The following is a 24,602-nucleotide window of genomic DNA, read 5'->3' as shown; positions in this document are numbered from 1 at the left end:
AAGCGGCGTCGTCACAGGGGGAGTTCGATCGTGGCGGAGCCCACGGCGCAAACGGTCCCGTCGGACTCGCGGGTCTCGGTCAGCCGGACGTGCACGAGGCCGTGTCCGTCGGTGCCCGGCTCCAGGCCGGTGACCTCGCCGCCGCAGACGAGGTCGTCTCCGGGGACGGCGTAGCGGTGCACCGCGACGTCGAGCCGGACCAGGCGTCCGCCGTCGCCGATCCAGTCGGTGCACAACGACGTCAGGAAGGCGCCGTGCAGGTGCGACTGGACGAGGACGTCCGGGTAGCCCTCGGCGGCCGCGTAGTCCGGGTCGAAGTGGATGCGGTGGCTGTTCCAGGTGATGGCGCTGTAGCGGAACAACTGGAGCCGGGAGGGTGTGTGTCGGGTCTCGGGCAATCGGTCGCCCGACCGGACGGAACCGAACCGCGGGGTCTGGGCGAGGGCCGGGCGTGAGCTGTTCATCGGACAAGCACCGTCTTGATCGAGGTCACGTACAGGCGACCGTGGTCGTCGAGGTAGTCGGAGCGGTAGCGGACCACGATGCGTGGACCGCTGCGGCCGGTCAGGAGCCGGGCGTCGATCAACGTCGATCGTTCTTCGAGTGTCGTCCCGGCGGTGATCGGGGCGAGGAACCGTGTCTCCTCGCCGCCGCCCATGACCCGTACGCCGCTGGTGGGCAGGCCGTGCAGGTGTCCGTCGGCGGGGAGGCCGTCGGTGCGCAGTTCCTCGGTGGCGTCGCCCTCGTCCCAGATGGAGACGGCGGTGACCATGTTGGGCGGCGCCACGATGTCCGCGTGGCCGCGGCTGCGGGCGAATTCGGCGTCGTGGTACAGCGGGTTCGCATCGCCGATCGCATGGGCGTAGCGACGGATCAGCACGTCGGTCACCGTGCCGAGGGCGCGGGTGTGCGGCACGCCGATGTGGGGGTCGAAGGAGCCCAGTAGGGCTTCGTCGATCTGCATGGTGGGTCTCCTAGACAACGTTCTCGTCGCGAAGTTTGCGGACATCGTCGGCGCTCAGGCCCAACTTCCGCCCGAGCAGCTCCTCGGTGTCGGCCCCGAGGGCGGGTGCCGGCGCGGGCGATACCGGTGCGGAGGCGCCGAGCCGCAATGGGCTGCCGAGGACGTGGGTTCGCCGTCCGTTCGGATCGGTGACGGGCCTGATCATGCCGTCGGCGGCGACGAGCGGCCCGGTCATCACGTCGGACAGGCCGAGTACCGGGGCGCAGGGCACCTCCGCCTCCTCCAGTCGCGCCACCAGGTGGTCGCGGGCCAGCCCGGCGGTCCACGCGGCGACGAGGTCGTCGATGTGATCCATTTGGGCCACCCGGGCCGGCGGCGATGCCAGTTCCGGATCGTCGGCCAGATCCTGACGGTCCATCAGCAGGCATAGCGCCCGCCACTGGCGGTCCGCCATGCACAGGATGGCCACCCAACCGTCCGCGGCGGGATAGACGTTGTACGGGCACACGGCCAGGCCCCCGTGCCGGTTCCCGGTGCGTTCCGGGCAGGTGCCGCCGCTGTCGAGATATCCCGCGATGCTGGAGGTCAGGGATGGGATCACGGCCTCCTGCATCGCCACCTCGACATGCTGGCCGCGCCCGGTGATCGTGCGCTGGTAGAGCGCCGCGGCGATCGCGCCCATCAGGTGCGTGCCGCCGAAGAAGTCGGCGACCGCGGGGCCGGCCTTCGTCGGTGGCTGGTCGGGCCGACCGGTCGTCGCCATCACACCGCTCACGGCCTGGATGGTCAGGTCCATGGCACGTTGCCGGGCTCGTGGCGAGGATGCGCCGTAGCCCCGGCCGGACGCCAGGATGATCCGCTCGTTGGTCTGCGCCAGGACCTCGTAGGACAGGCCGAGCCGGTCCAGTGCGCCGGGGGTGAAGTTCTCGACGACGACATCGGCCCGGGCCACCAGGCGCAGGAACAACTCTGTGCCGCGCGGGTTCTTCAGGTCCAGTCGCAGGCTCTTCTTGCCGCCGTTGAGGAGATCGAACGCGGCCGTCTGCTGCTCGCCCACGGTCCGCCACCGCACCGGTTCGCCGCCGAACGGTTCGATCTTGACGATCTCCGCGCCGAGTTGCGCGAGCAGCGCGGTGCAGTAGGGACCGTTGTAGACCTGGCTGAGGTCAAGCACGACGATGCCGTCGAGAGCGCGGGTAGGCGTCATGGGTCGCACCTTTCCTGGAAGGGGGAAAATCCTGGAGAGGGAGAGGGGAAAGGGGGGCTACCGGTCGAAGAGGACGTGCGGGGAACCGCCGGTCGAAGCCGACCGGTCCGCGTCCGAACACCGGGTGCCGAGAAAGATACTACCGCGTAGGTTGAAAGTAAATGCCTGGGTCACCGCCGCCGGAGGGCGAACCTCCCAGGTCGTTCGGGGTGTCACGCCGTGGTGGTGAGGGTTGTTCGCGGTGCGACCATGCGGCAGCCACGGACCGTGCTGTTCGTCCTGGTTCGACCCGGCCCCGTCACAGGCTTCGGGCGATCAGCTCCTTCTGGATCTCGTTGGTGCCGCCGTAGATCGTCTGGGCGCGGGCGTCGGCGTACAGTCGGGCGATCGGGTACTCGGTCATGTAGCCGTAGCCGCCGTGCAGTTGCAGGCACTTGTCGATCACCCGGCACTGGACGTCGGTCAGCCACCACTTGCACATGCTCGACGTCGGCAGGTCGAGGCCCGTCGCCAGGTGCGTGGCCATGCACTCGTTGAGGAAGGTCCGGGCGACCTTCGCGAGCGTCGCGCACTCGGCGAGTTCGAAGCGCACGTGCTGCTTGTCGATCAGCGGGGCGCCGAACGCCTCCCGCTGCTTCACGTAGTCCGTGGTGACCGCCACCGCCAACTCGATCGCGGTGACCGCGGTGATGCCGATGATCAGCCGCTCCTGCGGGAGTTTGCCCATCATCATCGCGAAGCCGTTGCCCTCCTCGCCGAGGAGGTTCTGCGCGGGGACGAGCACGTCGTCGAAGAACAGCTCGTTCGTATCCGAGCCGTGCTGGCCGATCTTGCCCAGCGGACGCCCTCGGCTGAAGCCGGCGGCCGACTCCGTCTCGACGACGATCAGTGAGATGCCCTTCGCACCCTTCGACGGGTCGGTGGAGCACGCCACCACGACCAGGTCGGCGCTGCCGCCGTTGGTGATGAAGATCTTGGATCCGTTGATCCGCCATCCGTCGCCGGTGCGTTCGGCTCTGGTCCGGATCGCCTTGAGGTCCGAACCGGCCGACGGCTCGGTCATCGCCAGTGCGCCCAGCAACTCCCCGGTGGCCATTTTCGGGAGCCAGCGGTGCCGCTGCTCCTCCGTCCCATACACATGGATGTAGTCGGCGACGACCCCGCTGTGCATCGAATTGCCCCAGGACCGGTCGCCGTGCCGGGCGTACGCCTCCTGGATGGTCGCCTGATGCAGGAAACTGCCGCCACCACCGCCGTACTCCTCGGGGATGCTCACGCAGAGCAGCCCGAGTTTGCCGCACCGGAGCCAGAAGTCGCGGTCGACGTGGTGTTGGGCCTCCCACCGCTCCCGGTTGGCCGGCACCTCGCGGTCGAAGAAGGACGTCGCCATCGCGAACAGGTCGGCCGCGTCACCGGTCATCCACGGCCGGGCCGTCGAGTCGATCATCGGGTTTCCTCACTGGTAGATCCGCGTGGAGAGGTCACAGACGTTCGATGACCGACGCCGTGCCGAGCCCTCCACCACAACACATGGTGATCAGTGCGTACCGACCGCCCGAGCGCTCGAGTTCGTGCAGCGCCTTGGTGATCAGGACGGTGCCGGTCGCCCCGAGCGGGTGCCCGAGGGCGATCGCACCGCCGTTGACGTTGACCCGGTCCGGGTCCGCGTCGTACTCCTTCGCCCAGGCCAGCACCACCGAGGCGAACGCCTCGTTGATCTCGACGACATCGATGTCCGCGAGCGTCAGCCCGGTCCGGTCCAGGATCTTCGCCGTCGCCGGAATCGGCCCGGTGAGCATCAGCACGGGATCGGAACCGACCAGGACCGAGTCGACGACGCGCGCCCGCGGCCGGAGTCCGAGCCGGTCCGCGCGCTCGCGGCTCATCAACAGAACCGCACTCGCGCCGTCGGAGATCTGCGAGGAGTTCCCGGGGGTGTGCACGCTCGCCGGAACCCGATCCGGCTGGTTCGGCCGCAACCCGGCGAGACCTTCGAGCGTGGTCGCGCGCATGCCTTCGTCGCGGGTGATCGTCCTGCTTCCGACGACGGTGCCGGCGTCGTCGACGACCGGCGCTTCGACGGGGACGACCTGGTCGCCGAAGCGGTCCTCGGCCCAGGCGCGTGCGGCCCGGTCCTGGGAACGCTTCGCCCACCGGTCGAGTTCGTCGCGCGTCAGGTCCCAGCGCTCGGCGATCCGATCGGCTCCCTCGAACTGGACCGTGGGTTCGTACACCTCGGCATACCGGCCGCCGCGCGGATTGCCGTGTGCTCCCCCTGGCGGCATGTTGCTGCCGAGCGGGATCCGGCTCATCACCTCGACGCCGCATGCGATCACCACGTCGGCGAGGCCGCTCGCGATCCGGGCGTGCGCGATGAGCTGGGCCTCCTGCGACGACCCGCACTGGGCGTTGACCGTGGCCGCCGGCACCTCCGACGGGAGACCGGCGGTCAACCACGCGTTGCGGGTGACGTTCGCGGCCTGCATGCCGAGTTGCCCGACACAGCCGCCCACCACGTGGTCGACCTCCGCCCCGGTGAGGTCGTGGCGCCGGAGCAGTCCGAGCAGCACGTCGCCCAGCAACTCGTTGGCATGTATGTGCGCCAACCCTCCGTTCCGCTTGCCGATCGCAGACCGGACGGCGTCGACGACGACGACTTCGCGCATGGGAATCCTTCCTGGTGAGTGAGGGACACCTAATCGGTCCAGCGGTTCCACCGCGTGACCTCTTCGACGGGCGGACGCCGGGCCGGCCGGAAGTCGTCACCGATCGTGTGGGCCACCGGGAGCAGGGCGATCGGGGTGCCGGTGTCGGGCAGACCCAGCAGCTCGCGGTATCGCGGTTCGAGACTGCCGCCGAACGGCGTGGTCAGCGCCGAGCCCAGGGCCCGGGACCGGAGCGCGAGTTGCAGACTCCAGATCGCCGGGAAGATCGACCCGTAGAACGCGGCCGGAGGTGTCGCCCCGGGACCGTCGGGCAGCTCGTCGACCCACGCCACGATCAGCACCGGAACCCGCTCGAGGACCCGGGCGAGGTGCATCGCGCTGTCGAACACCCGCCGGGTCTGCGGATCCTCGATCCGCCGACGCCGCCGTTCGATGCGCGGCACGTTCTCCTGCGCGTACAGGTCGGCGATACCGGCGCGCACGTCCGGATCGTCCACGACCAGCCAGCGCCACATCTGTCGGTTGCTTGCCGTCGGGGCCTGCACCGCGAGCCCGAGGCACTCGACAATGACCTCACGTTCGACCGGGCGCTCGAGATCGAGGCGGCGGCGCACGGCCCGCGTCGTGGTCAGGAGGTAGTCGGTCGCCGCGATGTTCAGCCGATGGTTCATATCGTTGGCACCGCCCTATTCCGGCTGCGGCTGCGGCTGGGAGGTCTCCCGGTCGGCCTTGGCCAGGAACCGGGCGACCTGGATCTTGACGTCCTCGGTGCCGAAGGACTCGTACTCCGCCGCGAGCGCGAAATTGAGCACCGTGTTGGCGGAGTCGAGCAGGTGCATGTTGAGGGCACGCTTGGTGTCCCGCGCCGCCTGGGCCGGCAGCGCGGCGAACCGGCGCGCGAACTCCTTGGCGGTGGCCAGCACTTCGTTCCCGGGGACCACCCGGTTGCACAACCCCATCCGCAGCGCGTCGGCGGCCGGTATCCGGTCCCCGAGCAGGATGAACTCCTTCGCCCACAGCAGGCTGGTCAGCCACGGCCAGGTGACGGCGCCGCCGTCCCCGGCGACCAGACCCACCCGAACGTGCGGGTCGCTCATGAAGGTGTCCTCGGCCATCACCACGAAGTCGGACATCGAGGCGAGGCTGCACCCCAGACCCACCGCCGGGCCGTTGACCGCCGCCACCACGGGCAACTCGCAGGACATCATCGCGCGGGCCAGCCGTTCGCCCTCGCGGATGTCCTTGCGCCGGGCGTCGAGGTCGTTGTGGTTGCGGATGAAGTTGGGCAGGTATCCCCCGGCGCTGAAGGTCCGGCCGGCCCCCGTGATCACCACGGCGCGCGCCTGCTCGTCGTCGACGAGCAGGTCCCACACCCGACGCAGCCCCTCGTGCAGCCGGTCGTCGACGGAGTTGAGTTCGTCGGGCCGGTTCAGCGTGACGATCCGCAGCGGCCCGTCCTCCTCGACCAACAGGGTCGGTGCCAAGCGCGAGTAGTCCATCTGACGCCTCCTACGCGCCCGGCCCTCACAGACCTGGAGGGACGGGCTCGATCGATCCAAAAAAACCTACGTGGTAGTATGCATTTTGCGGATGCGGTGCGCAAACGACAACGGTGCAACGGCAGTTCGCCGGGAACCGAGTGAGGGGCCGGTCGATGACGGATCTCGAGTACACGGTGGAAGGCGGAATCGGCACGATTGTGCTGAACCGCCCACGGATGAAGAACGCGTTCACGTTCGAGATGATCGAGCGCTGGGCGGAGGCATTGCGCTCCGCGCGCACCGACGACGCCGTCCGGGTAGTCGTGGTCACGGGCGCCGGTGACGCGTTCTGTTCCGGCATCGATCTGGACTCGTTCGCCGAGGAGGCCACCGGGCCGCTCGCGGTCAAGTCCCTGCTCACCGATCGCATCCACCGGGTCGCGTACGCCGTCGAGGACCTGGACAAGCCGCTGATCGCGGCGGTCAACGGCACCGCCGTCGGCGCGGGGATGGACATGGCGCTGATGTGCGACGTGCGGTTGTTGTCCCGGTCGGCGCGGATGTCCGAGGGATACATCCGGATCGGCCTCGTGCCCGGCGACGGCGGGTGCTACTACCTGCCCCGCCTGGTCGGCATGGGCAAGGCCCTGGAGCTGATGTGGACGGGCGACTTCGTGGACGCCGAGGAGGCCCTGCGCCTGGGCATCGCCAACCACGTGCACCCCGACGAGGAATTCGCCGACGCCTGGCGGCACTTCGCGCGACGGCTCGCCGACCAGCCGCCGCTCAACCTGCGGATGATCAAGCGCGCGGCCTACCAGTCGGCGCGTACCGACGTACGAACCGCGCTGGACCTGATCTCCTCGCACATGGCGGTGGTGCACGGCACCCACGACGCGGCGGAGGCGATGGCCGCGTTCCGGGAGCGCCGGACACCGGTGTTCGAGGGCCGCTGACATGGGCGAGGAACCGAACCCGATCCTGCGCACCCAGGACGGCGCCACCGTACGCCTGACCCTGAACCGACCGGCCCGCAAGAACGCGCTCGACCAGCGGAGTTGGCGACTGCTGCGGGACACGCTCGAAGAGCTGGCCGGCGACGACACCGTCCGGGTCGTCGTGCTGACCGGCGCGGGGGACGGCTTCTGCGCCGGATCCGATCTCGCGGGCGCGTCCGCCGAGGAGCACCCGCTCTCCCGGATGCGCCGGCTCGGCGACGCCGCCGCCACCGTGTACGAATTCCCGAAGCCGATCATCGCCCGAGTCGCCGGCGCCGCCGTCGGCGCCGGCTGCAACCTCGCGCTGGCCTGCGACTTCGTGGTCGCCTCGCCCGCCGCCCGGTTCGGCCAGATCTTCGCGCGGCGCGGACTGTCGATCGACTTCGGCGGATCGTGGCTGCTCCCCCGGCTCGTGGGTCTGCAGCAGGCCAAACGACTGGTGCTGCTGGCCGAGCTGATCGACGCCGAGGAGGCCCGCGAACTGGGGCTGGTCACCTGGGTCAAGCCGGAACCCGAGCTCGACGCGTTCGTCACGGGCCTTGCGCACCGACTCGCCGCCCTGCCGCCGGTCGCCCTCGCCCAGTCGAAGGCGCTGCTGCACGAAGGCGCCACCCAAACCCTGCGCGAGGCCCTCGAGAACGAGACCCGAGCGCAGGCGGTCAACCTGGCCGGCGAGGACGCGCCGATCGCGTACCGCGCGTTCCTGGACAAGGTCGCGGAGCCGCGTTACACCGGCCGCTGGGCCGTGCGGTGACCACGAACCGACAAGGATGGGGCACACCCTGATGCACTTGTGGAACCTCGAGCCCGTGGCTCTTCCCCCGGAATTGGAAACCCTGCGGCGCGACGTCCGTGCCTTCCTGGCCGAAGAGATCTCCTCGGGCCGGTTCACGCCGCACTGCGACCAGTGGCTCGGCGGCTGGGACGCGTCCTTCAGCCGCAGACTGGGCGAGCGCGGCTGGATCGGCATGGCCTTCCCCGCGCGGTACGGCGGGTCCGCGGCCGGCGCGCTCGCGCGTTTCGTGGTCACCGAGGAACTGCTCGCCGCGGGCGCCCCGGTCGCCGCCCACTGGATCGCCGACCGACAGTCCGGGCCCGGGTTGCTCAGGTTCGGCAGCGAGGAACAAAAACTCACCTACCTGCCGGGCATCGCTCGTGGTGAACGTTTCTTCGCCGTCGGTCTGAGCGAGCCGGACACGGGCTCGGACCTGGCCTCGGTACGCACCCGCGGCACCCGGGTCGAGGGCGGCTGGCGGGTCGCCGGGACCAAGGTGTGGACCAGCGGAGCCCACCACGCGCACACCCTGGTCGTGCTGGCCCGCACCGCACCCGCCACCGCCGACCGGCACGCCGGACTCAGCCAGTTCGTCATCGATCTGCCCCATCCCGACGTGCACATCCGGCCGATCCGCCTGCTCACCGGCGAGCACCACTTCAACGAAGTCGTCCTCGACGACGTGTTCGTCCCCGACGCGCGGGTCCTCGGCGAACCCGGCGCGGGATGGCACCAGGTCACCAGCGAACTGGCGATGGAGCGCAGCGGTCCGGAACGGATCCTGTCCACATTCCCACTGCTGGCCGCCGCCACCGACGCACTGGCGGCGGACGACGGCCGGCCGGAGCGGCCGGGGTTCGGCGCGGTCGTCGCCCGGCTGTGGGCGCTGCGGCAGTTGTCGCTCGCCGTCGCGGGTCGGCTCGAGGCCGGCGCAGCACCCTCGGTCGAAGCGGCGGCGGTCAAGGATCTCGGCACCCGCTTCGAGAACCTCGTGATCGACACGGTCCGGCTGTCGGCCGAAGTGGCACCGGACCTGGAATCGGGCGAGCCGTTGCCCCGAATGCTGGCCGAAGCAGTGCTGCACAGCCCGGGCTTCACGCTGCGGGGCGGTACGAACGAGATCCTGCGCGGCGTCGTCGCCAAGGAGTTGGGGGTGCGATGAACGACATCATTGAGGCACTGGAGGCCACCGTCCGGGCGGTGTGCGCGAAGCACGCCGACGTCGCGGCAGGTGCCCGAAGCCCGTGGAACGCACCGTTGTGGACCGCGCTCGAACAAATCGGGGTGACCACACTGTCGGTCCCCGAGGAACACGGCGGTAGCGGTGGGGACCTCGCCACGGCGGTCGCCGTCCTCGAAGTGCTCGGACAGTACTCGGCCGCCGTTCCGCTCGCCGAGACCGCGCTGCTGGCGGGCTGGCTCGTCGCCGGGTGTGGTGCCGCGATACCCGGCGGCCCGATGACGGCCGCCGTCGCCGGACCCGAACTGCGCGTCGACCCGCAGGACGACGGCGTGCGCGTGGCGGGGGCCGTCGGTCGGGTGCCGTGGGCGCGGTGCGCCGAACACCTCGCCCTGCTCGCCGGTGACCGGGTGATCGTGCTGCGCCGCGAGGAGTTCGTGGTGCGGGAGCGGACCAACCTCGCCGACGAACCCCGCGACGACGTCGTGGTGGACGTCCGTGTTCCCGCGTCCCGGGTGCATCCGCTCGGCCGGGACGCGGCGACCGTGGCCCGGGAACTGCGGGCTCGGGCCGCGTTGGCACGGGCCGCCCTGATCGCCGGGGCGGCTCGCCGGGCACTGGAACTCGCCGTCGCCTACGCGGGCGAGCGCGAACAGTTCGGGCGCCCCATCGCGAAGTTCCAGGCCGTCCAGCAACACCTGGCGGCGATGGCCGGCGAGGTGCTGCTGGCCAAGATCGCGGCCGAGGCGGCGGCACTCGCCGTCGACCGGGACACCGAAGCGGAAGTGGCGGTCGCGGCGGCCAAAGCCGTCACGGGCCAGGCCGCCGGTGTCGTCGCGTCCCTCGCCCACCAGATCCACGGCGCGATCGGATTCACCGAGGAACACCCGCTGCGGCACAGCACCACCCGGCTGTGGGCCTGGCGCGACGAGGCCGGGAACGAGGCCGCCTGGGCCGCCGTCCTGGACCGACACGTACTGGCCGCGGGGACCGGCGGGCTCTGGTCGTTGCTCACCGAAGTCGTGGGCGGCGCCGACGCCGACGGCACTCCCCCGCATACGTCGGCGACCCAACGACAGGGAAAGGAATCGCACGGATGAACAGTGTGTCGATCCAGGATGCGGACGGCATCGCGACCATCACGATCAATCGACCGGACGCCCGCAACGCGGTCGATCTCGAGGTGGCCCACGGCATCGCGGCCGCGATCGACGAGTTCGAGGCACGCGCCGACCTCCGCGTCGCGATCCTGACCGGGGCCGGGGGCACCTTCTGCGCCGGCCTGGACCTCAAGGGCTTCGCCCGAGGGGAGATCCCGGTCCTCCCCGGCCGCGGTTTCGCCGGCTTGACCGAGCGACCGCCGGTCAAGCCGTTGATCGCGGCCGTCGAGGGCTGGGCGCTGGCCGGTGGGTTCGAACTCGCCCTGGCCGCCGACCTGATCGTGGCCGCGCGGAATGCCGGGTTCGGCCTGCCCGAGGTCCGGCGAGGTCTGGTCGCGGGAGCGGGTGGCCTGTTGCGGCTGCCGAAGGTGCTCCCGTACCAGCTCGCCATGGAACTCGCCCTGACCGGAGACCCGATCACGGCGGAGACGGCGCATCGGTACGGCGTGGTGAACCGTCTCACCGAACCGGGATTCGCCCTGGCCGGAGCCCGGGAGTTGGCCGCGAAGGTGGCCGGCAACGCCCCGCTCGCCGTCCGCGCCGGCAAGCGCATCGTCTCGATGTCGATCGGCTACACGAGCGCCGAGGCGTTCGCCGCGCAGCAGGCACTGGTGGACCCGGTGCTGGCCTCCGCGGACGCCCTCGAAGGCGCCCGCGCGTTCGCCGAGAAGCGTGCCCCGGTCTGGACGAACACCTGAGTCCGGACCGCGACCGGGCACGGGAACCGCGACCGCCCGGCGGAACACGTCCCCGGAATTGCCCCTGCGGAGCAGAATCGGCGAGGCGAGGCCGGGCGTTCGCGGTCACCGCGAGCATCCGACTTAGTAGTATGTCGGTATGAGAAAGCACGTCGACAACAGCGGCACACTGGGTGCGAAGCGCCAGATGAGCGCCGGCGAGATCTTGGACGCGGCGGCGCAGGCATTTTCCGAGCGAGGCTACGCGGCCACTTCGATCGACGACGTCGCGGACGTGCTGGCCTGCACGAAGGGACGCATTTACCACTACTTCCGCACCAAGGGCGAGCTGTTCATGGGCATCCACCACCAGGGTCTGGTGTGGGCGTTGGAGGCGGTCGGGCCGACCGCCGAGCGGGATGACCTGGAACCGAAGGAGAAGCTCCGGGAAATGGTGCGCCGGCACGCGCTGCACATGATGGAGCACTACACCTACATGGGTCCGGCGCAGTTCCAGATCGAGATGAACCTCGCCGGCGAGGGGCGCAACCAGGACGCGGCGATGGCCACGATCCTCACGATGCGTCGCCGGTTCGAGGACTACTACGTGCAGGTGGTGAAGGACGGGATGGCGAGCGGCGCGTTCCGCGAAACCGACGTCAACCTCGCCACCAAGGCCATGCTCGGCTCGATCAACTGGATGCACGCCTGGTACCGCCCGGGAGGCCCTCGGGAGGCGACCACCCACCGCGAGCGCATTGCCGCGGTACTCGCCGACTACGCCGTGGGCGGCCTCTCCGCCTGACCTGCGCGTTCGCCGCGGCCCGGTGCACGAGTGGGCCGCAGGGGGTTGCCATCAACGGTCGTGCGGCGTCATCCTCCTCCCGCCGGGTCCGGGGTTCGACATCGGCCCCGCAGCCGGTCGACAGTTCCACGAACGCGGAGCGCGGTACCGGGAGTTCCAGGCACAGGGCGGGCCCGGTGTCGGTCGGGCGATCGACGAGTTCCCGACCCACCCGACGCATCCGGCGGCCCACCACGCGGCGGGCTGCACGGCGGTCCAAAGCCGGCTCCGGTGGGGGTGACCTTCGCCATGTATCGGCCAGGTACCGAAGGAGCGGCGTCTCGTGGAAGACTCGTATCGAGTGTTCGCGCGCTCCGGGGTCGGTGCAATTCCGAACCGGCGGTGAAAGTCCGCGACCCGATCGCAGCCGGCGATCGGTTGATCCGGTGCAACTCCGGGACCGACGGTGAAAGTCCGGATGGAAGGCAGTGCGCGGCGACACGTACACCGTCACGGCCGGGTTTCGCCCGGTCCGGGGACGGTCGTGCTCGCTTTCCCCGGAACGGCGTCGGCGCACGGGGAGCGGGCCGTTCCGCGATCTCGATCTCCTGGTGCGCCGTGGCCGTCCCACGAGGGCATGCTTTCGCATGTCCTCGTCGGCGACCCCTCCTTGGCATCGGAACCACGCGGTCGACCGGCGTCCGGACGGGCGAGGTCGGCACGCAGAGCACGGGAGAGTACGCATGACCAAGAACGACCACGGCCCGGATCGGGAACCGACCGGCCGTAGCGGCGACCGCACCGCGGTCGCGCGGCTCGAGCAGGTGGCACAAGCGATCGAGACCTTCGCTCGCGGGGGCTTCGTCATCGTCTTCGACGACGAATCCCGTGAGAACGAGGGCGATCTCATGGTGCCCGCCGAACACATGACGGAGGAGGCCATGCGCTTCATGCTCGCCCACACCGCCGGCGTGGTGTGCGTGGCGATGCCGGACGAGATGGTGTCCCGGCTGGAGTTGGCGCCCATGGCGGCGCGGAACACCGGCCTGCACGAAACCGCGTTCACAGTCTCCGTGGACCTGGTGGCCGACGCCACCACCGGTATCTCCGCCGCCGAACGGGCCCGCACCATCAGGGCGTTGGCGGACCCGAGCACCGTCCCCGGGGAACTGGGCCGTCCGGGGCACGTGTTCCCGATCCGGGCGGTCCCCGGCGGCGTGTTGGTCCGGGACGGGCACACCGAGGCGGGCGTGGACCTGGCCAGGCTCGCCGGCCTCTCCGGGGCGACGGCCATGTGCGAGGTGGTCCGCCCGGACTGGAGCATGGCCCGCCTCGGTGACCTGGCCGAATTGGCCGAACGGCACGGCCTCCCGCTGATCTCGGTCGCCGACCTGGCCGGCTACCGACGCGCGGCGGAGGCCACCCCCGTGGTGGCGTAGCTCCACCCGGTCGGGACGCGGGGAACACTCGTCTCGCCGCGTCCCGACCACCTGCGCCGGCGGTTCCCCTGGCCCTGGGTCGGAGGGAGCAAGCCGGCGGCCGGGGCCTGGGACATCGGCTCCGGCCCGCGGCGTATTCCGGGACTCGTGCGCCGCCGCCGTACGAGTCCGCGAACCCGCCCTCGGCGCCCGTCAAGCGGAGGTATCGGGCCGTGGGGTGGAAGTGGGACGAGTCTCCGAGTCGGAGATGTTGTTCCGGTCCATGGTCGCGGCCCAGGCGGCCAGCAGGTTCAGCGCGTCGCATGTGGGTGTGGCGGGTTCGGCGCTGTAGGCCATGAGGGTCAGTCCGGTGTCGGCGGGGAGTTCCAGGGCTTCGTAGCCGAGGGTGAGTTCGCCGACGACGGGGTGGTGGAGTCGTTTCACGCCGTTGCGGTGCCGGAGGACGTTGTGGGCGGCCCAGCGGGTGCGGAACAGGTCGCTTCGGGTGGCGAGTTCCCCGACCAGGTCGATCAGGGCTCGGTCGTGGGGGTCGCGTCCGGCTTCGGCGCGCAGGATCGCCACGGTGCCGGTGGCCATACGTTCCCAGTCGAGGTAGTAGTCGGTGGCCGTGGGGTCCAGGAACATGAACCGGGCCACGTTGGGCGGCCGGCGCGGGCCCGCGAGGATCGGGTCGAGGAGGGCTCTGCCGAGTCGGTTGGTGGCCAGGATGTCCAGGCGGCGGCTGCGTACGTAGGCCGGGGTGGTGGACATCGAGTCCAGGATGCGCTGGATGCTGGGGCGCACGCGGGGCTTGGCGGTGCGCGCGGGGGTCCGGGTGCCGGTGTTGGCGGCGGCGGCCAGGGCGAACAGGTGGGCGCGTTCGGCCTCGTCGAGGTGCAGGGCGCGGGAGAGCGCTGCCAGGACACTGTCCGAGACGCCACGCGCGTTGCCGCGTTCGAGCTTGATGTAGTAGTCGGCGCTGACCCCGGCCAGTAGCGCGACCTCCTCGCGGCGCAGCCCGGTCACCCGGCGGATTCCCCCGTTGCCGGGCAGGCCGGCTTGTTCGGGGGTGAGTCTGGCGCGGCGGGAGGTGAGGAAGTCGCGAAACTCGGAGCGGGCGTCCATGCCCACCACGATAGGTGCGTCGGCTGCGTGCGTGAGGGGGTCTGGCAGTACCTGCAACGGCAGGAACCCCCTGGTGGGAGGCCACACGCGGCAGTTCGTGCCACGGTGGGGAGGGAAGGCAGCCGCCTCCGGAGCACGCACACGAGTCCACCTCGACGAGGAGGAGTAGGCCATGGAGCACACCCGATTGGGCACGTCGGGGCTCACGATCAGCCGGATCGCCTTGGGCTGTATGAGCTTCGGCGACCCCGCCAAGAGGACGACCTGGGCGCTCGACGACAACGCGGCCGAGCCGATCTTCCGGCAGGCCGTCGAGCTCGGCATCACGTTCTGGGACACCGCGAACATCTACGGCCTGGGCACCTCGGAGGAGGTCGTCGGGCGGGCGCTGCGCAAGTACACCCGGCGTGCGGAGATCGTGCTGGCCACCAAGTTGTGGGCGCCGATGCACCAGGGCCCGGGCGGGGCGGGTCTGTCCCGCAGGGCCGTCATGGAGCAGATCGACGCCTCGCTGCAGCGCCTGGACACCGATTTCGTCGACCTCTATCAGATCCACCGCTTCGACCCGCAGACGCCGGTCGAGGAGACGATGGAGGCGCTGCACGACGTGGTCAAGGCAGGCAAGGCCCGCTATATCGGTGCTTCGTCGATGTGGGCCTGGCAGTTCGCCAAGATGCAGCACGCGGCGCAGGCCCACGGGTGGACCCGGTTCGTCTCCATGCAGGACCAGTACAGCCTGATCCACCGCGAGGAGGAACGTGAGATGTTCGGCCTGCTCGCCGACCAGGGCGTGGGAAGCATCCCGTGGAGCCCGCTGGGCGGGGGGCTGGTCACCCGGCCCTGGGGCGAACGCTCCACGCCGCGCGCCGAGCTCAACCGGACGGTCGACCAGCAGGACCGGCCGATCTTCCTCGACAGCGACCGGGCCATCGTGGAGGCCGTCCAGCGCATCGCCCTGGCCCGCGGCGTGTCGATGGCGCAGGTCGCGATGGCCTGGGTGGTGAAGAACCCGGTGGTCTCCGCCCCGATCGTGGGCGCGACCAAGCCGCACCACCTCGCCGACGCCGTCGCCGCGCTCGACATCAAGCTCACCACCGAGGAGATCGACTCCCTCGAAGAGCCCTACGCCACACGCCGGCCCACGTTCTTCTGACCCCGTCCCCGCCGCGGCCGGCGGCGAAGTCCGGGTCGAGAGCCCGCACTTCGGCGCGTCGCCTCAGCCGGTCGGGCGGGGCGGTGCGGTCGGACCGGGCGGGTGGTGCACGGGTTGGCGGGTGCCCTTGGTTGCGGAGAGGTTGATCGTGTCGAGGAGGTGGTGCAGGCGTAGGGCGGCGTCGAAGTCGGGGGCGGCGCGGGTGTGGGTGCGCAGGTCGAGGGCCAGGCGGCGGTACATGTGGGCCACGTTGGCGGCTTCGGCGGCCGGGTCGATGTGTGCGGTGGGGCGGTGTCGTTCGGGGATGGGGAGTTCCCGGTACGTGCCGTTCGGGGTACCGGTCCCGAGCAGGCGCAGGGGACCGATCTGGATGCCGGCGGGGCCGCCCGTTTCGGTGGAGACGATGCGCAGGTCCGCTTCGGTGCCGGAGATCTCCAGGCTGGTCCCGGCGTCGGTGATCCTGCCGTCGTGGATGTGGGCGGACACCACGGCGCCGCCGATCAGGGTCGCGTGGAGCAGGAGGTGGTCGGGGCTGGTCGCCGTGACGGTCTCGCCGGTCTCGGCGACGGTGTGGACGGGGTGCCGCACGGCCAGGCGGGCCGAGAGGTCGTCGATGTCGCCGAGGATGTATTGCAGTGCGTCGAGGGTGTGTCCGCCGGCGACCTCCAGGGTTCCGGCGCCGTTGTCGCGGTCGAGGGTGTAGGCCGCCCACGCGGGGATCCGGCCGCCCACGCCCTTCCCGCGGGTGGCGTGCACGGTCGCGGAGACGACGTGTCCGATCCGGCCCTGGGCGACCAGTTCCCGCGCGTGGGCGATCGCGGGGGCGTATCGCGCCTGGAGGCCGATCACGTGGTGCACGCCCCGGTCGCGGGCCGCGGCGGCGAGGACGGCGGCCTCGTCGGTGGTGCGGGCCAGTGGCCATTCGCAGTAGACGTGTTTGCCGGCCGCCAGTGCCGCCTCGACCAGTGGGGCGTGTGCGGGCACCTTCACGGTGACCACGACCAGGTCCACGTCGGGGTGCTCGGCCAGCCGGCCGGGGTCGGTGAAGTGGTGCGCGGCGCCGAACCGGTGGGCGGCCTCGCGGGCGCTCTCGGGGCGGCTGGTGGCGACCGCGGTGATCCGGTACTCCGGCAGGGCCGTCAGTGCCGGTATGTGTGCCCGGGCGGCCCAGCCGCGATCGGGACTCGCCCCGATGATGCCGACTCGGATCTTCCTCGGTTGCATGTCCGGGCACCTCTCCCGAATAAGCGGACGCCGGTTGTCCGGTTTCGCGAGTGACTCTAGCCAAGCGGACCGGATCGGTCCAGTTGTCGGTAGGATCGGCGGGTGGACCGACCCCGTGACGCCGTGGACCGCCTGCTCGTCGACGCCTCGGGGCGTACCCCGCGCGCCGACGCCCGGCGCAACGTCGAACGCCTGGTGGACGCCGCCCGGGTCGCGGTCGCCGAGATCGGCGTCGGGGTCTCCGCACACGAGATCGCACGCCGGGCCGGCGTGGGAGTCGGCACCTTCTACCGGCGGATCCCCTCCCTGGAGGTGCTCCTGGCGGCGGTCCTCGACGAGATCCTGGACGAGATCACCGACCTGGCCGACCGGGCCCTGGCCGACCCCGACCCCTGGCACGGATTCCGCGAGTTCGCCGACGCGTACGTGCGCCTGCGCGCCGAGAGCTGCGGTATCGGCCAGGCGCTCGGCGGCCACCATGCGGACGGCCTCGCCCCGCGCCTGGCGGACCTGCGGGAAGCGATCCGGTCCCTGGTCGAACGCGCCCAGGCCGCCCACGCCATGCGCGCCGACCTCGCCTGGCAGGACGTACCGTTCCTGCTGGCCGCCGCCGCCACCGACGACCGCACCCTCGGCCTCCGGGCGGACGGCCGGCAATGGGAACACAACCTACGGATCATCCTCGACGGACTACGCGCCACCGGGCCGGGCCGGCCGGCCGCCTGACGACCCGGCGACGCGGTACGCCTCGACGGCACCGAGCACAGAAACACCGAGCACCAGGCGCCGGGTCCTCGGGGTCGACGCCGGCGCCCGCACAGCGCTCGACGGCCGGACGGCTGAGGCCGACCGCAACTCCCCCGGCCATAGCCGGAATCGGAGCCGGCAGCCGATGCCCGCACGGATGTCGGCGCCCCTCCGACCGGCCGCGAGGTCCCTTCACCTCACTCAATACTCGTTACTCGTTACTCGTTACTTGTTAACTCGTTACTCATTACTCGTTGTCATGGTGCCCTGTGTCGCCCGACGGGTCCTCGCACATGTCCCGGGTGGACTCGATGAACACGCTCAGCGTCGGGGATGGTTCGCGCCGCGCCCAGGCCAGGCCGATCCGCCAGCGCGCAGCGGGATGGTCGACGGGAACCAGACGCAGCCCCGGAGCGATGGCGCCGGCACGGCCGGACACCAGTGCCGCACCGATGCCCGCAGCCACCAGAGCCAGCACGGTCTGGATGTCGTGAGCACGCTGGAGGATCCGGGGCCGGAGGCCGACCGCCGCCAGATAGCCGTCGATCAGCGCTACGAAGCCGGGGTTCGTGGAGCGCGCCAGAGCGACCAGCCCCAGTTCCGTGATCAGGGCTTCGGCTCCGGCCGCCGGGTCGGCGCCCTCCGGTACCGCCAGCACGAGTTCGTCGCCCCCGAGCTCGAGCACCGCGATGTCCTCGTCGACCGGAAGGCGCACGAACCCGGCGTCCAGCTCTCCGCGTCGCAGCCGTTCGATCTGCACCGCGGAGGACAGGTCGTCCAGCCCCACCCGGACCCCGGGGCGGCGACGCCGGAACTCCGCCACGGCGCGCGGCGCGATGTCGATCGTGGACAGGCCGAAGCCGACGGTGAGCCGGCCCGCGCCGCCCGCGGTCAGGCGGCGGGCCCGCAACACGAAGGCGTCCAGCCGCTCGACGGCGTCGCGAGCGTCGGGCAGCAGGGCCCGGCCCAACTCCGTGGGCTCGGCGCCGTGCCGCCCGCGCCGGAACAGCGCACCACCGACGCGAGCCTCCATCGCCTGGATCTGCTTGGTGAGTGCGGGCTGAGTCACCGCAAGCGCGCGGGCCGCCGCACCGTAGGTGCCGTGGTCCGCCACCGCGATGAACGCCTTCAACAGCCGCTCTTCCATTCCGAAAGCTTATCGAAGGCCCTCCAACATTCATTGGACGCATCAAAGCGGCGGCGCTTCGATGGACGGCATGATGATCCGAGTCGCCACCGTCCAGTTCGAGCCCCGCCCCGAGGCCAAGGAGTACAACCTCGCGCGCGTCGGGTACTTCGCCCGCGCCGCGGCCGACGACGCCGTCCGGATCGTCGCCTTCCCCGAGCTGTGCCTGGTCGGCAACCGGCACCTGGCCAAGCGCTCCGCCGAGTACCTGCGCCGGATCGCAGAGCCCGAGGACGGCCCGTCGATCGACCGGGTCCAGGTACTGGCGCGGCGGCTCGGGATCGGTGTCGGCGTGGGGCTGCTGACCGAGCGCGACGGCCTGCTGTTCAACTCCTACGCGGTGTGCCTGCCGGACGGTGCGGTACACATCCACCGCAAGCTGCACACCTCCGGACACGAGGCAATCTCCCCCGGCAACGGCTACACCGTGTTCGACACGCCATGGAACGTCCGCGTCGGAGTCCTGATCTGCCTCGACAACAACATCGTGGAGAACGTGCGGGCGACCGCGCTGCTCGGCGCGCAGATCCTGCTGGCGCCGCACCAGACCGGCGGCACCCACTCGATGATCCCGTTCGGCGAGAACCCGATCCCACTGTCGGTGTGGGAGAACCGCGCGGCCGACCCCGGCGCGGTCGAGGCCGCATTCAGCGGAACCACCGGACGGGAATGGTTGGTGCGCTGCCTGCCCGCACGGGCCCACGACAACGGGATGTTCATCATGCTCAGCAACGGCGTCGGCCGCGACGACGACGAGGTACGCACCGGCAACGCGATGGTCGTCGACCCCTGCGGTCGGATCATCGCCGAAAGCCGGTCCATCAACGACGACATGGTCACCGCCGACCTCGACCTGAATCTGGTCTCCAACTCGGTCGGACGATGGTGGATGCGGGCCCGACGCCCGGAACTCTACCGCCCGTTGACAGTCCATCAGACCGGGGACAACGACACGCGGGAACCTCACCCGAGCCTGCCGTAATCCGCACCGCGAGTTCGGCGTCCAAGTCCCGCGCTGCACCCGGACGAACGCCCCGCTCAGCGACGGACCCGGCGGGACGGTCGGGCGACGACGGGCACAAGGGGCCCCAGCCGTTCGACGACACCTTCGTCGCCGACCTGCGGACCGTCTCCCCGGTCGACGAAGCCGGTGAAGTGCTGGCGCGCGGCGCGGAGTTGGGACCGCTCCCGGGCCGCCACAAGGAATCGCCAGAACCGGGAATGGCGTCGCCGACCCCACTCCACACACCCCAAGCAGGATGGTTTATACCGAGTCGTCCGGTAGTTCGGCGAGGGTCGCCCGGACGGCGACGGTGCGCGGATGTTCCGGGCCGAAGTGGGTTCGCCAGGCCGCTTCGACCGTCCGCAGCCGATCCCGGCCCTCGGCCCGATGTTCGGGTCGGCGAGCAAGTGCCGTGCCCAGGAGGGTGCCGGCCTCAAGGGTGCGATGGTGAAACGGTCCGAGCTCGCGCGCGCAGGTGGACAACGCGGCGTCGGCCTCGACCTCCGCGTCGGCGAACCTGCCGAGGCCGACCAGTGCAGCCGCCGCAACGTTCGCGATCAGCGCCATGCCACCGTCGCGGTCGGCCGGCCCCGTACGCACGAACACCGCCCGGGCCGCCTCGATCTGCACGAGGGCCTCGTCGTACCGCCCGTCCTCGCCCAGACACGCGGCCAGGTTCGCGTGCGAGACCGGCAACTCCCGCCAGGTCGCGGTATGGGACGCGGCACGATCGACCGTCGATCGCGCCACCGCCACAGCCTCGTCCCGACGGCCCAGGGCCGACAGCGCCGGGATCATGGCGTGTCCGGCCTCGACCGTCACCGTCACCACTCGGCGCTCGTCGGCACCGTCCAACGAACCCAGGACGGTCCGACACTCCCGCACGGCATCCGCGTATCGACCGAGGTACCCCATCTGTTCGGCCCGCAGCACCCGCGCGGCCCACTCCCAGTGGCGCAGCTGCACCCGCCGGGTGGCATAGCGGATCAAGTCCTCGACGATGTCGACCGCCTCGGCGGGCCGACCCAGCGCACTCAACGCCCGTGCGCGGATCTGCCAGTTTCCGGCGTACCACCACGGCGAGGGATGCCCCAGGGGCAGCTCGATCACCGGGCGGGTCTCGACCTCCGCGGCGTCCGGCCGCCCGGCGGCGATCAGCGCGTGCGCCAGATATGCCCGGGCACGCATCGCCTCGTCCTCGACCGGACCGGCCGGCTCCGCGTACGCCAACGACTCGCGGATCAGCGCCTCGGCCTCCTCGTGGCGCCCCGACTTGGACAACGCCGATCCCAAATCCAGTCGGCACACGAATGCGGTGTGCGCTGCCGGACCGTCGCCCTCGACCGTCAACCGCAGGGCCTCACGCAGCACCGGTTCCGCCTCCGCGGCCCGTTGATCCAGGAGCAATCCGAGCCCACTCCGGTACCGCGCACCCGCCTCGCCACCGGTACGCTCCCGCCACCGATCCGCCAACCGCCCCACCCGAGTTGCCCCCTCACACCACGCACGATCAGCTCGGATGATCGCACGGCAACACAACGGATCACCAAACCGGCCTGCGCGATGTACCTGGTCGGGCTGAAACCGTCGCTCGCCACCGCGACCTCGTTCATCCGCCTCACCGGCCGCTCCGGCCGGGCCCGGGCGAACCAACATCGGCCGCAGGCAGGGCAAGCGCGCCGAGCAGTTGGGCGAGCAGTCCGGACAGACCGCGAACAGCCCGGTGTTCCGGGAGCCCGTGCGCGTCGCCGGCCGGCGGATCCGGACGGGGTCGCCCCGTCCGGATCCTTGCCGCGTCACCCCTGCCGGTGCTCCCACCCTCGGTCGGTACGGGTCAGCTCGCGGAAGCCGGCGGCGGTCAGTCGCCCGATCGCGGCCGTGTCGTCGGCCGACTCGTAGGCGAGCACGCGGTCGACTCCGGCCAGGCGGAGCCACTGGGCCGCTTGGGCCAAGAGCCAGTCCGGCAACCCGTCGACGCCGTGGTCCGGGTCGACGACGAGATCGCCGATGTCAGCCAATCCCCCGTTGCGGGCCGGCCGTTCGGGCCGGTCGAGGGCGGTGTCCACCTCGACGAAGCCGAGGACGCGGCCGTCGACGTGGGCCGTCAGCCGGGTTCCGCACTCGCCTAGCGTGCGCCGCACGGCCAGACCCGGCGTCGACGGCTCGGCGGGCAGCGACGGCAGGTCGGCGACCTCGGCGAGCAACACCACCTCGGTGTGGCCGGTGTGCCGGAAGCCGGCCCGCTCGTAGGCCGCCCGCACGTGTGGCCACACGTCGGGCAGGCCGTAGACCCCGGGCGCGGGCAGGGTTCCGTCGGCGTAGCGGACCCGCACGTCCCACCGTGCCAACCGGGCCAGGCACGCGGCCATGAACTGATCCGCCGCCGTCTCGGAGTCGGGCCGCAACGACGCCGGTGGGCGGTAAACGAACCATACGATCTCACCCGCGCCGCGATGGTCCGGGCCGACCTCGGCATCGTCGCGGTAGCGCAGCAGATGCGCGGCGGCGACCACGGCCCCGCGCTGCTCGGCGACCAGGGTGACCCGCTCCGCCACCCACGCATCGGTGACGAACTCGTCGGGCCGTCGGGTGAGTTGCCACCCTCACAGGCCACGAATCCGCCCGCAGACGCGGCAGGACCATCGCCGTCGCCGACGACCACATGCCGTCCGTGGCCCCGCGCCTGCGCGACCGGGACATGAGCCGAGGGCCGGGTCGGATGAATTCCGACCCGGCCCCGGCAGCACCGCCCGACGTCGTCAGGCGTTACCTACTTGCTTGTACTTGCCCGTACTTGCCTGTACTTGCGTTCACCCGCGCGTGCGGTCAGGGCGTCGCCCCCAGTCGTCGCCACGGGCGACCGCCGTTCGGTTCGGCCAGGCCGGGTTCGACCGTGGTGTACCACTGCGCGTTCCAGAAGTACCCCTTCCACGAGACGTACGCGGCCGATGAGCCGGCCGGGTCGCCGGCGAGGATGTGCGTTTCGCGTTCGGCGCTGCCGTTCTGCGCCTCGGCGTCGAACCCACTCGCCGACCGCAGCTTGGCCGCCACGCCGTGCGCGGGCCCGCCGGGTGTGCCCTCCGCACCGGATTGGAGGTTGACCGGGACGAACCTCCACTTCTGCCGATCGCTGCCGTCACACCCGGTGGTGGACAGGTCCTTGCCCGCGGTCGTCGCGGTCAGGCAGCGGTTCCCGTTCATGATCTTGTACCAGCCGCCACCCGCGTCGGTGACCTGCCAGTACTGGTTGTTGTTGCTCTCGATGGGCTCGACCAGGTGCACCCGGTTCTGGTCCGGGAAGTGGTCCATGAGCTTGCCCTGGTACTCGAACTGCCAGCCCTTGGCGCCCTTGTTCCACGGCGCCCACAACCGACCGCCGGTCGGGCTGTACGCGGTGCCGGACTTCCACGCGGGAGCCGAGCAGGTGCCGCCGGCGGGCGCGGGCGGTTCCACCGTGGTGACACCCCGGCGGTTCTCGGTCGAGACGCCGAACTCCTTGCCGCCCACCTTCACCGTGACGTTCGCCGGTCCGGTGATCGGCAGGTAGTACTTGATCCCGATCTCCAGGCTCTTCCCCGGTGGGATGTCCTGGCACTTCTCCAGCTTGACGGTGACCCGGTGGAAGTCGGCGCCCAATCCGCCGATGTTGGGCCCGGTGCGCCCGGGTTTGACGATCGGCATCTCCTTGTAGTTGTCGTCCTTCAGCAGTGGCGGTGTCGACGTGGGGATGTCGAACGCGATCTCGGTGCCCTGCGCGAGCGTGGTCGCCGAGTCGTTGGTGATCCGCAGTTTGGGCTGCATCGGATACATCTCGGTGCTCGGGTAGTCCACCAACTGCACCTTGACGTTCACGCTTTCGGTGGGCATGGGCCGCCCCGCGCGCGTGTCACCGTACGCCGATGCCCCGCGCAGCGCCCCGTCGATCCGGCTGGTCAGGTCGTAGCCCATGCCGTATTCGCCGTTGTCCCGCTTGGCATAGTCGCCGGCCATCTCCCACAACATCACCCCGCCGATGCCCTTGTCCTTGACGTACTGGATCTTGGTATCGATGGACTGTTCGTCCTCGGTGGACAGGAACACCCGCTTCGCGGCGTTCCACAACCAGGACGCCTTCAGGGTGTTGTCCCACTTGCGGGCGTACGTACCGGTCATCCGGTCGTCCGGGTCGCGGTCGGGGGTGAGCCCGTACCGGCCCATGTACCGGGGCTGGATGTTGTTCTCCAGGTTCTTGGCGTGCCACAGCGGGTTCGAGCCCGCCGCCACCTCGCGGCCCCGGTCGGTGTCGTGCCACAGGTTGTCGATCCCGATGGCGCCGGAACCGCACTTGCTCTTGCCGCCGTTGTCCCCGGTCCCGGGCGAACATTCGCCCTGGTTCGGCATCGCCGAACTGCCCCACAGACCGTCGGTGCCGCCCTGCACATCCTTCCAACCGCGCGTGTAATACGGCACGCCGAGGTTGATCCGGCCGGGTTGGAGCGCGCCCCGGTAGTAGTGGTAGGACCAGTCGACGTTGAAGTAGCCGTTCTTCTGGAAGTCCTTCGTGTCGGGGTTCTGGTCGTTGTAGATCCCGGCGGCGGCCAGTTCGGCGTCCCGCCCGTCGTCGTACAGCGGTGCCTGCGGGCCCACGAACGAGTTCCACGAGCCGTGCAGGTCGTAGGACATCACATTGACGAAGTCCTGGTACTGGAGCGCCGGTTGGTTCTCCTGACCACGCACCAGGTAACCCGACGAGGAGGCCGCCGAGGTGAGCTGGAGGTAACGACCGCGGTCCGCGCCCGCCTTGTCGAGCCGTTCCCGCAGGGTCTTCATCAGCGCGTTGTAGCCGTTGCCGAGTCCCTTGCGCAGCGGGTCGGA

General features: G+C 70.7%; 22 protein-coding genes, 1 pseudogene and 1 riboswitch. Of the genes and pseudogenes, 10 read left to right on the top strand and 13 right to left on the bottom strand.

Going from position 1 to position 24,602, the window contains the following annotated elements; all coding sequences use genetic code 11:
* Positions 1 to 11: 11 nt before the first annotated feature.
* The 7 genes from ABIA38_RS15870 to ABIA38_RS15840 form a co-directional block, all read right to left on the bottom strand.
* The gene (locus ABIA38_RS15870; RefSeq protein WP_424639281.1) at positions 12 to 464 is read right to left on the bottom strand and encodes an acyl dehydratase; all 453 of its coding nucleotides are present in this window, start codon (positions 462 to 464) and stop codon (positions 12 to 14) included.
* Positions 461 to 964, bottom strand: coding sequence for a MaoC family dehydratase (locus ABIA38_RS15865; protein WP_424639280.1), 504 nt, complete (start codon positions 962 to 964; stop codon positions 461 to 463). The genes ABIA38_RS15870 and ABIA38_RS15865 overlap by 4 nt, the downstream gene beginning before the upstream one ends.
* 10 nt (positions 965 to 974) lie before the next feature.
* Positions 975 to 2,171, bottom strand: coding sequence for a CaiB/BaiF CoA transferase family protein (locus ABIA38_RS15860; protein ID WP_424639279.1), 1,197 nt, complete (start codon positions 2,169 to 2,171; stop codon positions 975 to 977).
* A 298-nt stretch (positions 2,172 to 2,469) separates the two neighbouring features.
* A complete protein-coding gene (locus tag ABIA38_RS15855; RefSeq protein ID WP_424639489.1) occupies positions 2,470 to 3,591 on the bottom strand; it encodes an acyl-CoA dehydrogenase family protein in 1,122 nt (373 codons plus the stop codon).
* A 61-nt stretch (positions 3,592 to 3,652) separates the two neighbouring features.
* Positions 3,653 to 4,837, bottom strand: coding sequence for an acetyl-CoA C-acyltransferase (locus tag ABIA38_RS15850; protein ID WP_424639488.1), 1,185 nt, complete (start codon positions 4,835 to 4,837; stop codon positions 3,653 to 3,655).
* A gap of 29 nt (positions 4,838 to 4,866) precedes the next feature.
* The gene (locus ABIA38_RS15845; protein WP_424639278.1) at positions 4,867 to 5,508 is read right to left on the bottom strand and encodes a nitroreductase family protein; all 642 of its coding nucleotides are present in this window, start codon (positions 5,506 to 5,508) and stop codon (positions 4,867 to 4,869) included.
* 15 nt (positions 5,509 to 5,523) lie between these two features.
* Entirely contained in the window at positions 5,524 to 6,336 is an 813-nt protein-coding gene (locus tag ABIA38_RS15840) for an enoyl-CoA hydratase/isomerase family protein (protein WP_424639277.1), read from the bottom strand.
* Positions 6,337 to 6,491: 155 nt separating this feature from the next.
* On the opposite strand from ABIA38_RS15840, the gene ABIA38_RS15835 reads away from it, so the two are divergent.
* From ABIA38_RS15835 to ribB, 7 genes are all read left to right on the top strand, one after another.
* Positions 6,492 to 7,274, top strand: coding sequence for an enoyl-CoA hydratase/isomerase family protein (locus tag ABIA38_RS15835; RefSeq protein ID WP_424639276.1), 783 nt, complete (start codon positions 6,492 to 6,494; stop codon positions 7,272 to 7,274).
* 1 nt (position 7,275) lies between these two features.
* On the top strand, positions 7,276 to 8,070 hold the full coding sequence (locus ABIA38_RS15830) for an enoyl-CoA hydratase/isomerase family protein (RefSeq protein ID WP_424639275.1): 795 nt from the start codon (positions 7,276 to 7,278) through the stop codon (positions 8,068 to 8,070).
* Positions 8,071 to 8,125: 55 nt separating this feature from the next.
* Positions 8,126 to 9,253 carry an acyl-CoA dehydrogenase family protein gene (locus ABIA38_RS15825; RefSeq protein WP_424639274.1) on the top strand — a complete coding sequence of 376 codons (1,128 nt, stop codon included), beginning with the start codon at positions 8,126 to 8,128 and terminating at the stop codon, positions 9,251 to 9,253.
* The gene (locus tag ABIA38_RS15820) at positions 9,250 to 10,371 is read left to right on the top strand and encodes an acyl-CoA dehydrogenase family protein (RefSeq protein WP_424639273.1); all 1,122 of its coding nucleotides are present in this window, start codon (positions 9,250 to 9,252) and stop codon (positions 10,369 to 10,371) included. The genes ABIA38_RS15825 and ABIA38_RS15820 overlap by 4 nt, the downstream gene beginning before the upstream one ends.
* Positions 10,368 to 11,129, top strand: coding sequence for a crotonase/enoyl-CoA hydratase family protein (locus ABIA38_RS15815; RefSeq protein WP_424639272.1), 762 nt, complete (start codon positions 10,368 to 10,370; stop codon positions 11,127 to 11,129). Before ABIA38_RS15820 ends, ABIA38_RS15815 begins: the two co-directional genes overlap by 4 nt.
* A gap of 139 nt (positions 11,130 to 11,268) precedes the next feature.
* Positions 11,269 to 11,913 carry a TetR/AcrR family transcriptional regulator gene (locus ABIA38_RS15810; protein WP_424639271.1) on the top strand — a complete coding sequence of 215 codons (645 nt, stop codon included), beginning with the start codon at positions 11,269 to 11,271 and terminating at the stop codon, positions 11,911 to 11,913.
* Between the two features lie 344 nt (positions 11,914 to 12,257).
* A riboswitch (FMN riboswitch) is annotated at positions 12,258 to 12,388 on the top strand.
* A gap of 247 nt (positions 12,389 to 12,635) precedes the next feature.
* A complete protein-coding gene (gene ribB / locus ABIA38_RS15805; RefSeq protein WP_424639270.1) occupies positions 12,636 to 13,331 on the top strand; it encodes a 3,4-dihydroxy-2-butanone-4-phosphate synthase in 696 nt (231 codons plus the stop codon).
* 192 nt (positions 13,332 to 13,523) lie between these two features.
* Here the strand turns inward: ribB and ABIA38_RS15800 are convergent, their stop codons facing one another.
* Positions 13,524 to 14,435 (bottom strand): helix-turn-helix domain-containing protein, encoded by a 912-nt coding sequence (locus ABIA38_RS15800; protein ID WP_424639269.1) that lies wholly within the window; start codon positions 14,433 to 14,435, stop codon positions 13,524 to 13,526.
* Positions 14,436 to 14,607: 172 nt separating this feature from the next.
* Between ABIA38_RS15800 and ABIA38_RS15795 the strand changes: the two genes are divergently transcribed.
* Positions 14,608 to 15,588: an aldo/keto reductase gene (locus tag ABIA38_RS15795; protein WP_424639268.1), complete on the top strand. Its 981-nt coding sequence runs from the start codon at positions 14,608 to 14,610 to the stop codon at positions 15,586 to 15,588.
* Positions 15,589 to 15,651: 63 nt separating this feature from the next.
* Here the strand turns inward: ABIA38_RS15795 and ABIA38_RS15790 are convergent, their stop codons facing one another.
* Positions 15,652 to 16,812, bottom strand: a complete 1,161-nt coding sequence (locus ABIA38_RS15790; RefSeq protein WP_424639267.1) for a Gfo/Idh/MocA family protein — start codon at positions 16,810 to 16,812, stop codon at positions 15,652 to 15,654.
* Positions 16,813 to 16,914: 102 nt separating this feature from the next.
* Here ABIA38_RS15790 and ABIA38_RS15785 point away from each other — a divergent pair, with 102 nt between their 5' ends.
* A complete protein-coding gene (locus tag ABIA38_RS15785) occupies positions 16,915 to 17,538 on the top strand; it encodes a TetR/AcrR family transcriptional regulator (RefSeq protein WP_424639266.1) in 624 nt (207 codons plus the stop codon).
* Between the two features lie 268 nt (positions 17,539 to 17,806).
* Here the strand turns inward: ABIA38_RS15785 and ABIA38_RS15780 are convergent, their stop codons facing one another.
* Positions 17,807 to 18,706, bottom strand: a complete 900-nt coding sequence (locus tag ABIA38_RS15780; protein ID WP_424639265.1) for a LysR family transcriptional regulator — start codon at positions 18,704 to 18,706, stop codon at positions 17,807 to 17,809.
* Here ABIA38_RS15780 and ABIA38_RS15775 point away from each other — a divergent pair.
* Complete coding sequence (locus ABIA38_RS15775; protein ID WP_424639264.1) at positions 18,678 to 19,727, top strand: nitrilase-related carbon-nitrogen hydrolase; 1,050 nt, start codon at positions 18,678 to 18,680, stop codon at positions 19,725 to 19,727. The genes ABIA38_RS15780 and ABIA38_RS15775 overlap by 29 nt on opposite strands.
* A 282-nt stretch (positions 19,728 to 20,009) precedes the next feature.
* Here the strand turns inward: ABIA38_RS15775 and ABIA38_RS15770 are convergent, their stop codons facing one another.
* From ABIA38_RS15770 to ABIA38_RS15760, 3 genes and pseudogenes are all read right to left on the bottom strand, one after another.
* Complete coding sequence (locus ABIA38_RS15770) at positions 20,010 to 21,119, bottom strand: tetratricopeptide repeat protein (protein WP_424639263.1); 1,110 nt, start codon at positions 21,117 to 21,119, stop codon at positions 20,010 to 20,012.
* 425 nt (positions 21,120 to 21,544) lie between these two features.
* Positions 21,545 to 22,342: pseudogene (locus ABIA38_RS15765) on the bottom strand (GNAT family N-acetyltransferase); the annotation flags it as partial.
* Between the two features lie 232 nt (positions 22,343 to 22,574).
* Positions 22,575 to 24,602, bottom strand: a 2,028-nt coding sequence (locus ABIA38_RS15760; RefSeq protein WP_424639262.1) for a chitinase C-terminal domain-containing protein, incomplete at its 5' end; no start/stop codon positions are given.

The organism is Embleya sp. AB8, from assembly GCF_049739465.1.
GTDB lineage: Bacteria > Actinomycetota > Actinomycetes > Streptomycetales > Streptomycetaceae > Embleya.
This window is presented reverse-complemented; position numbering and strand designations above follow the sequence as displayed.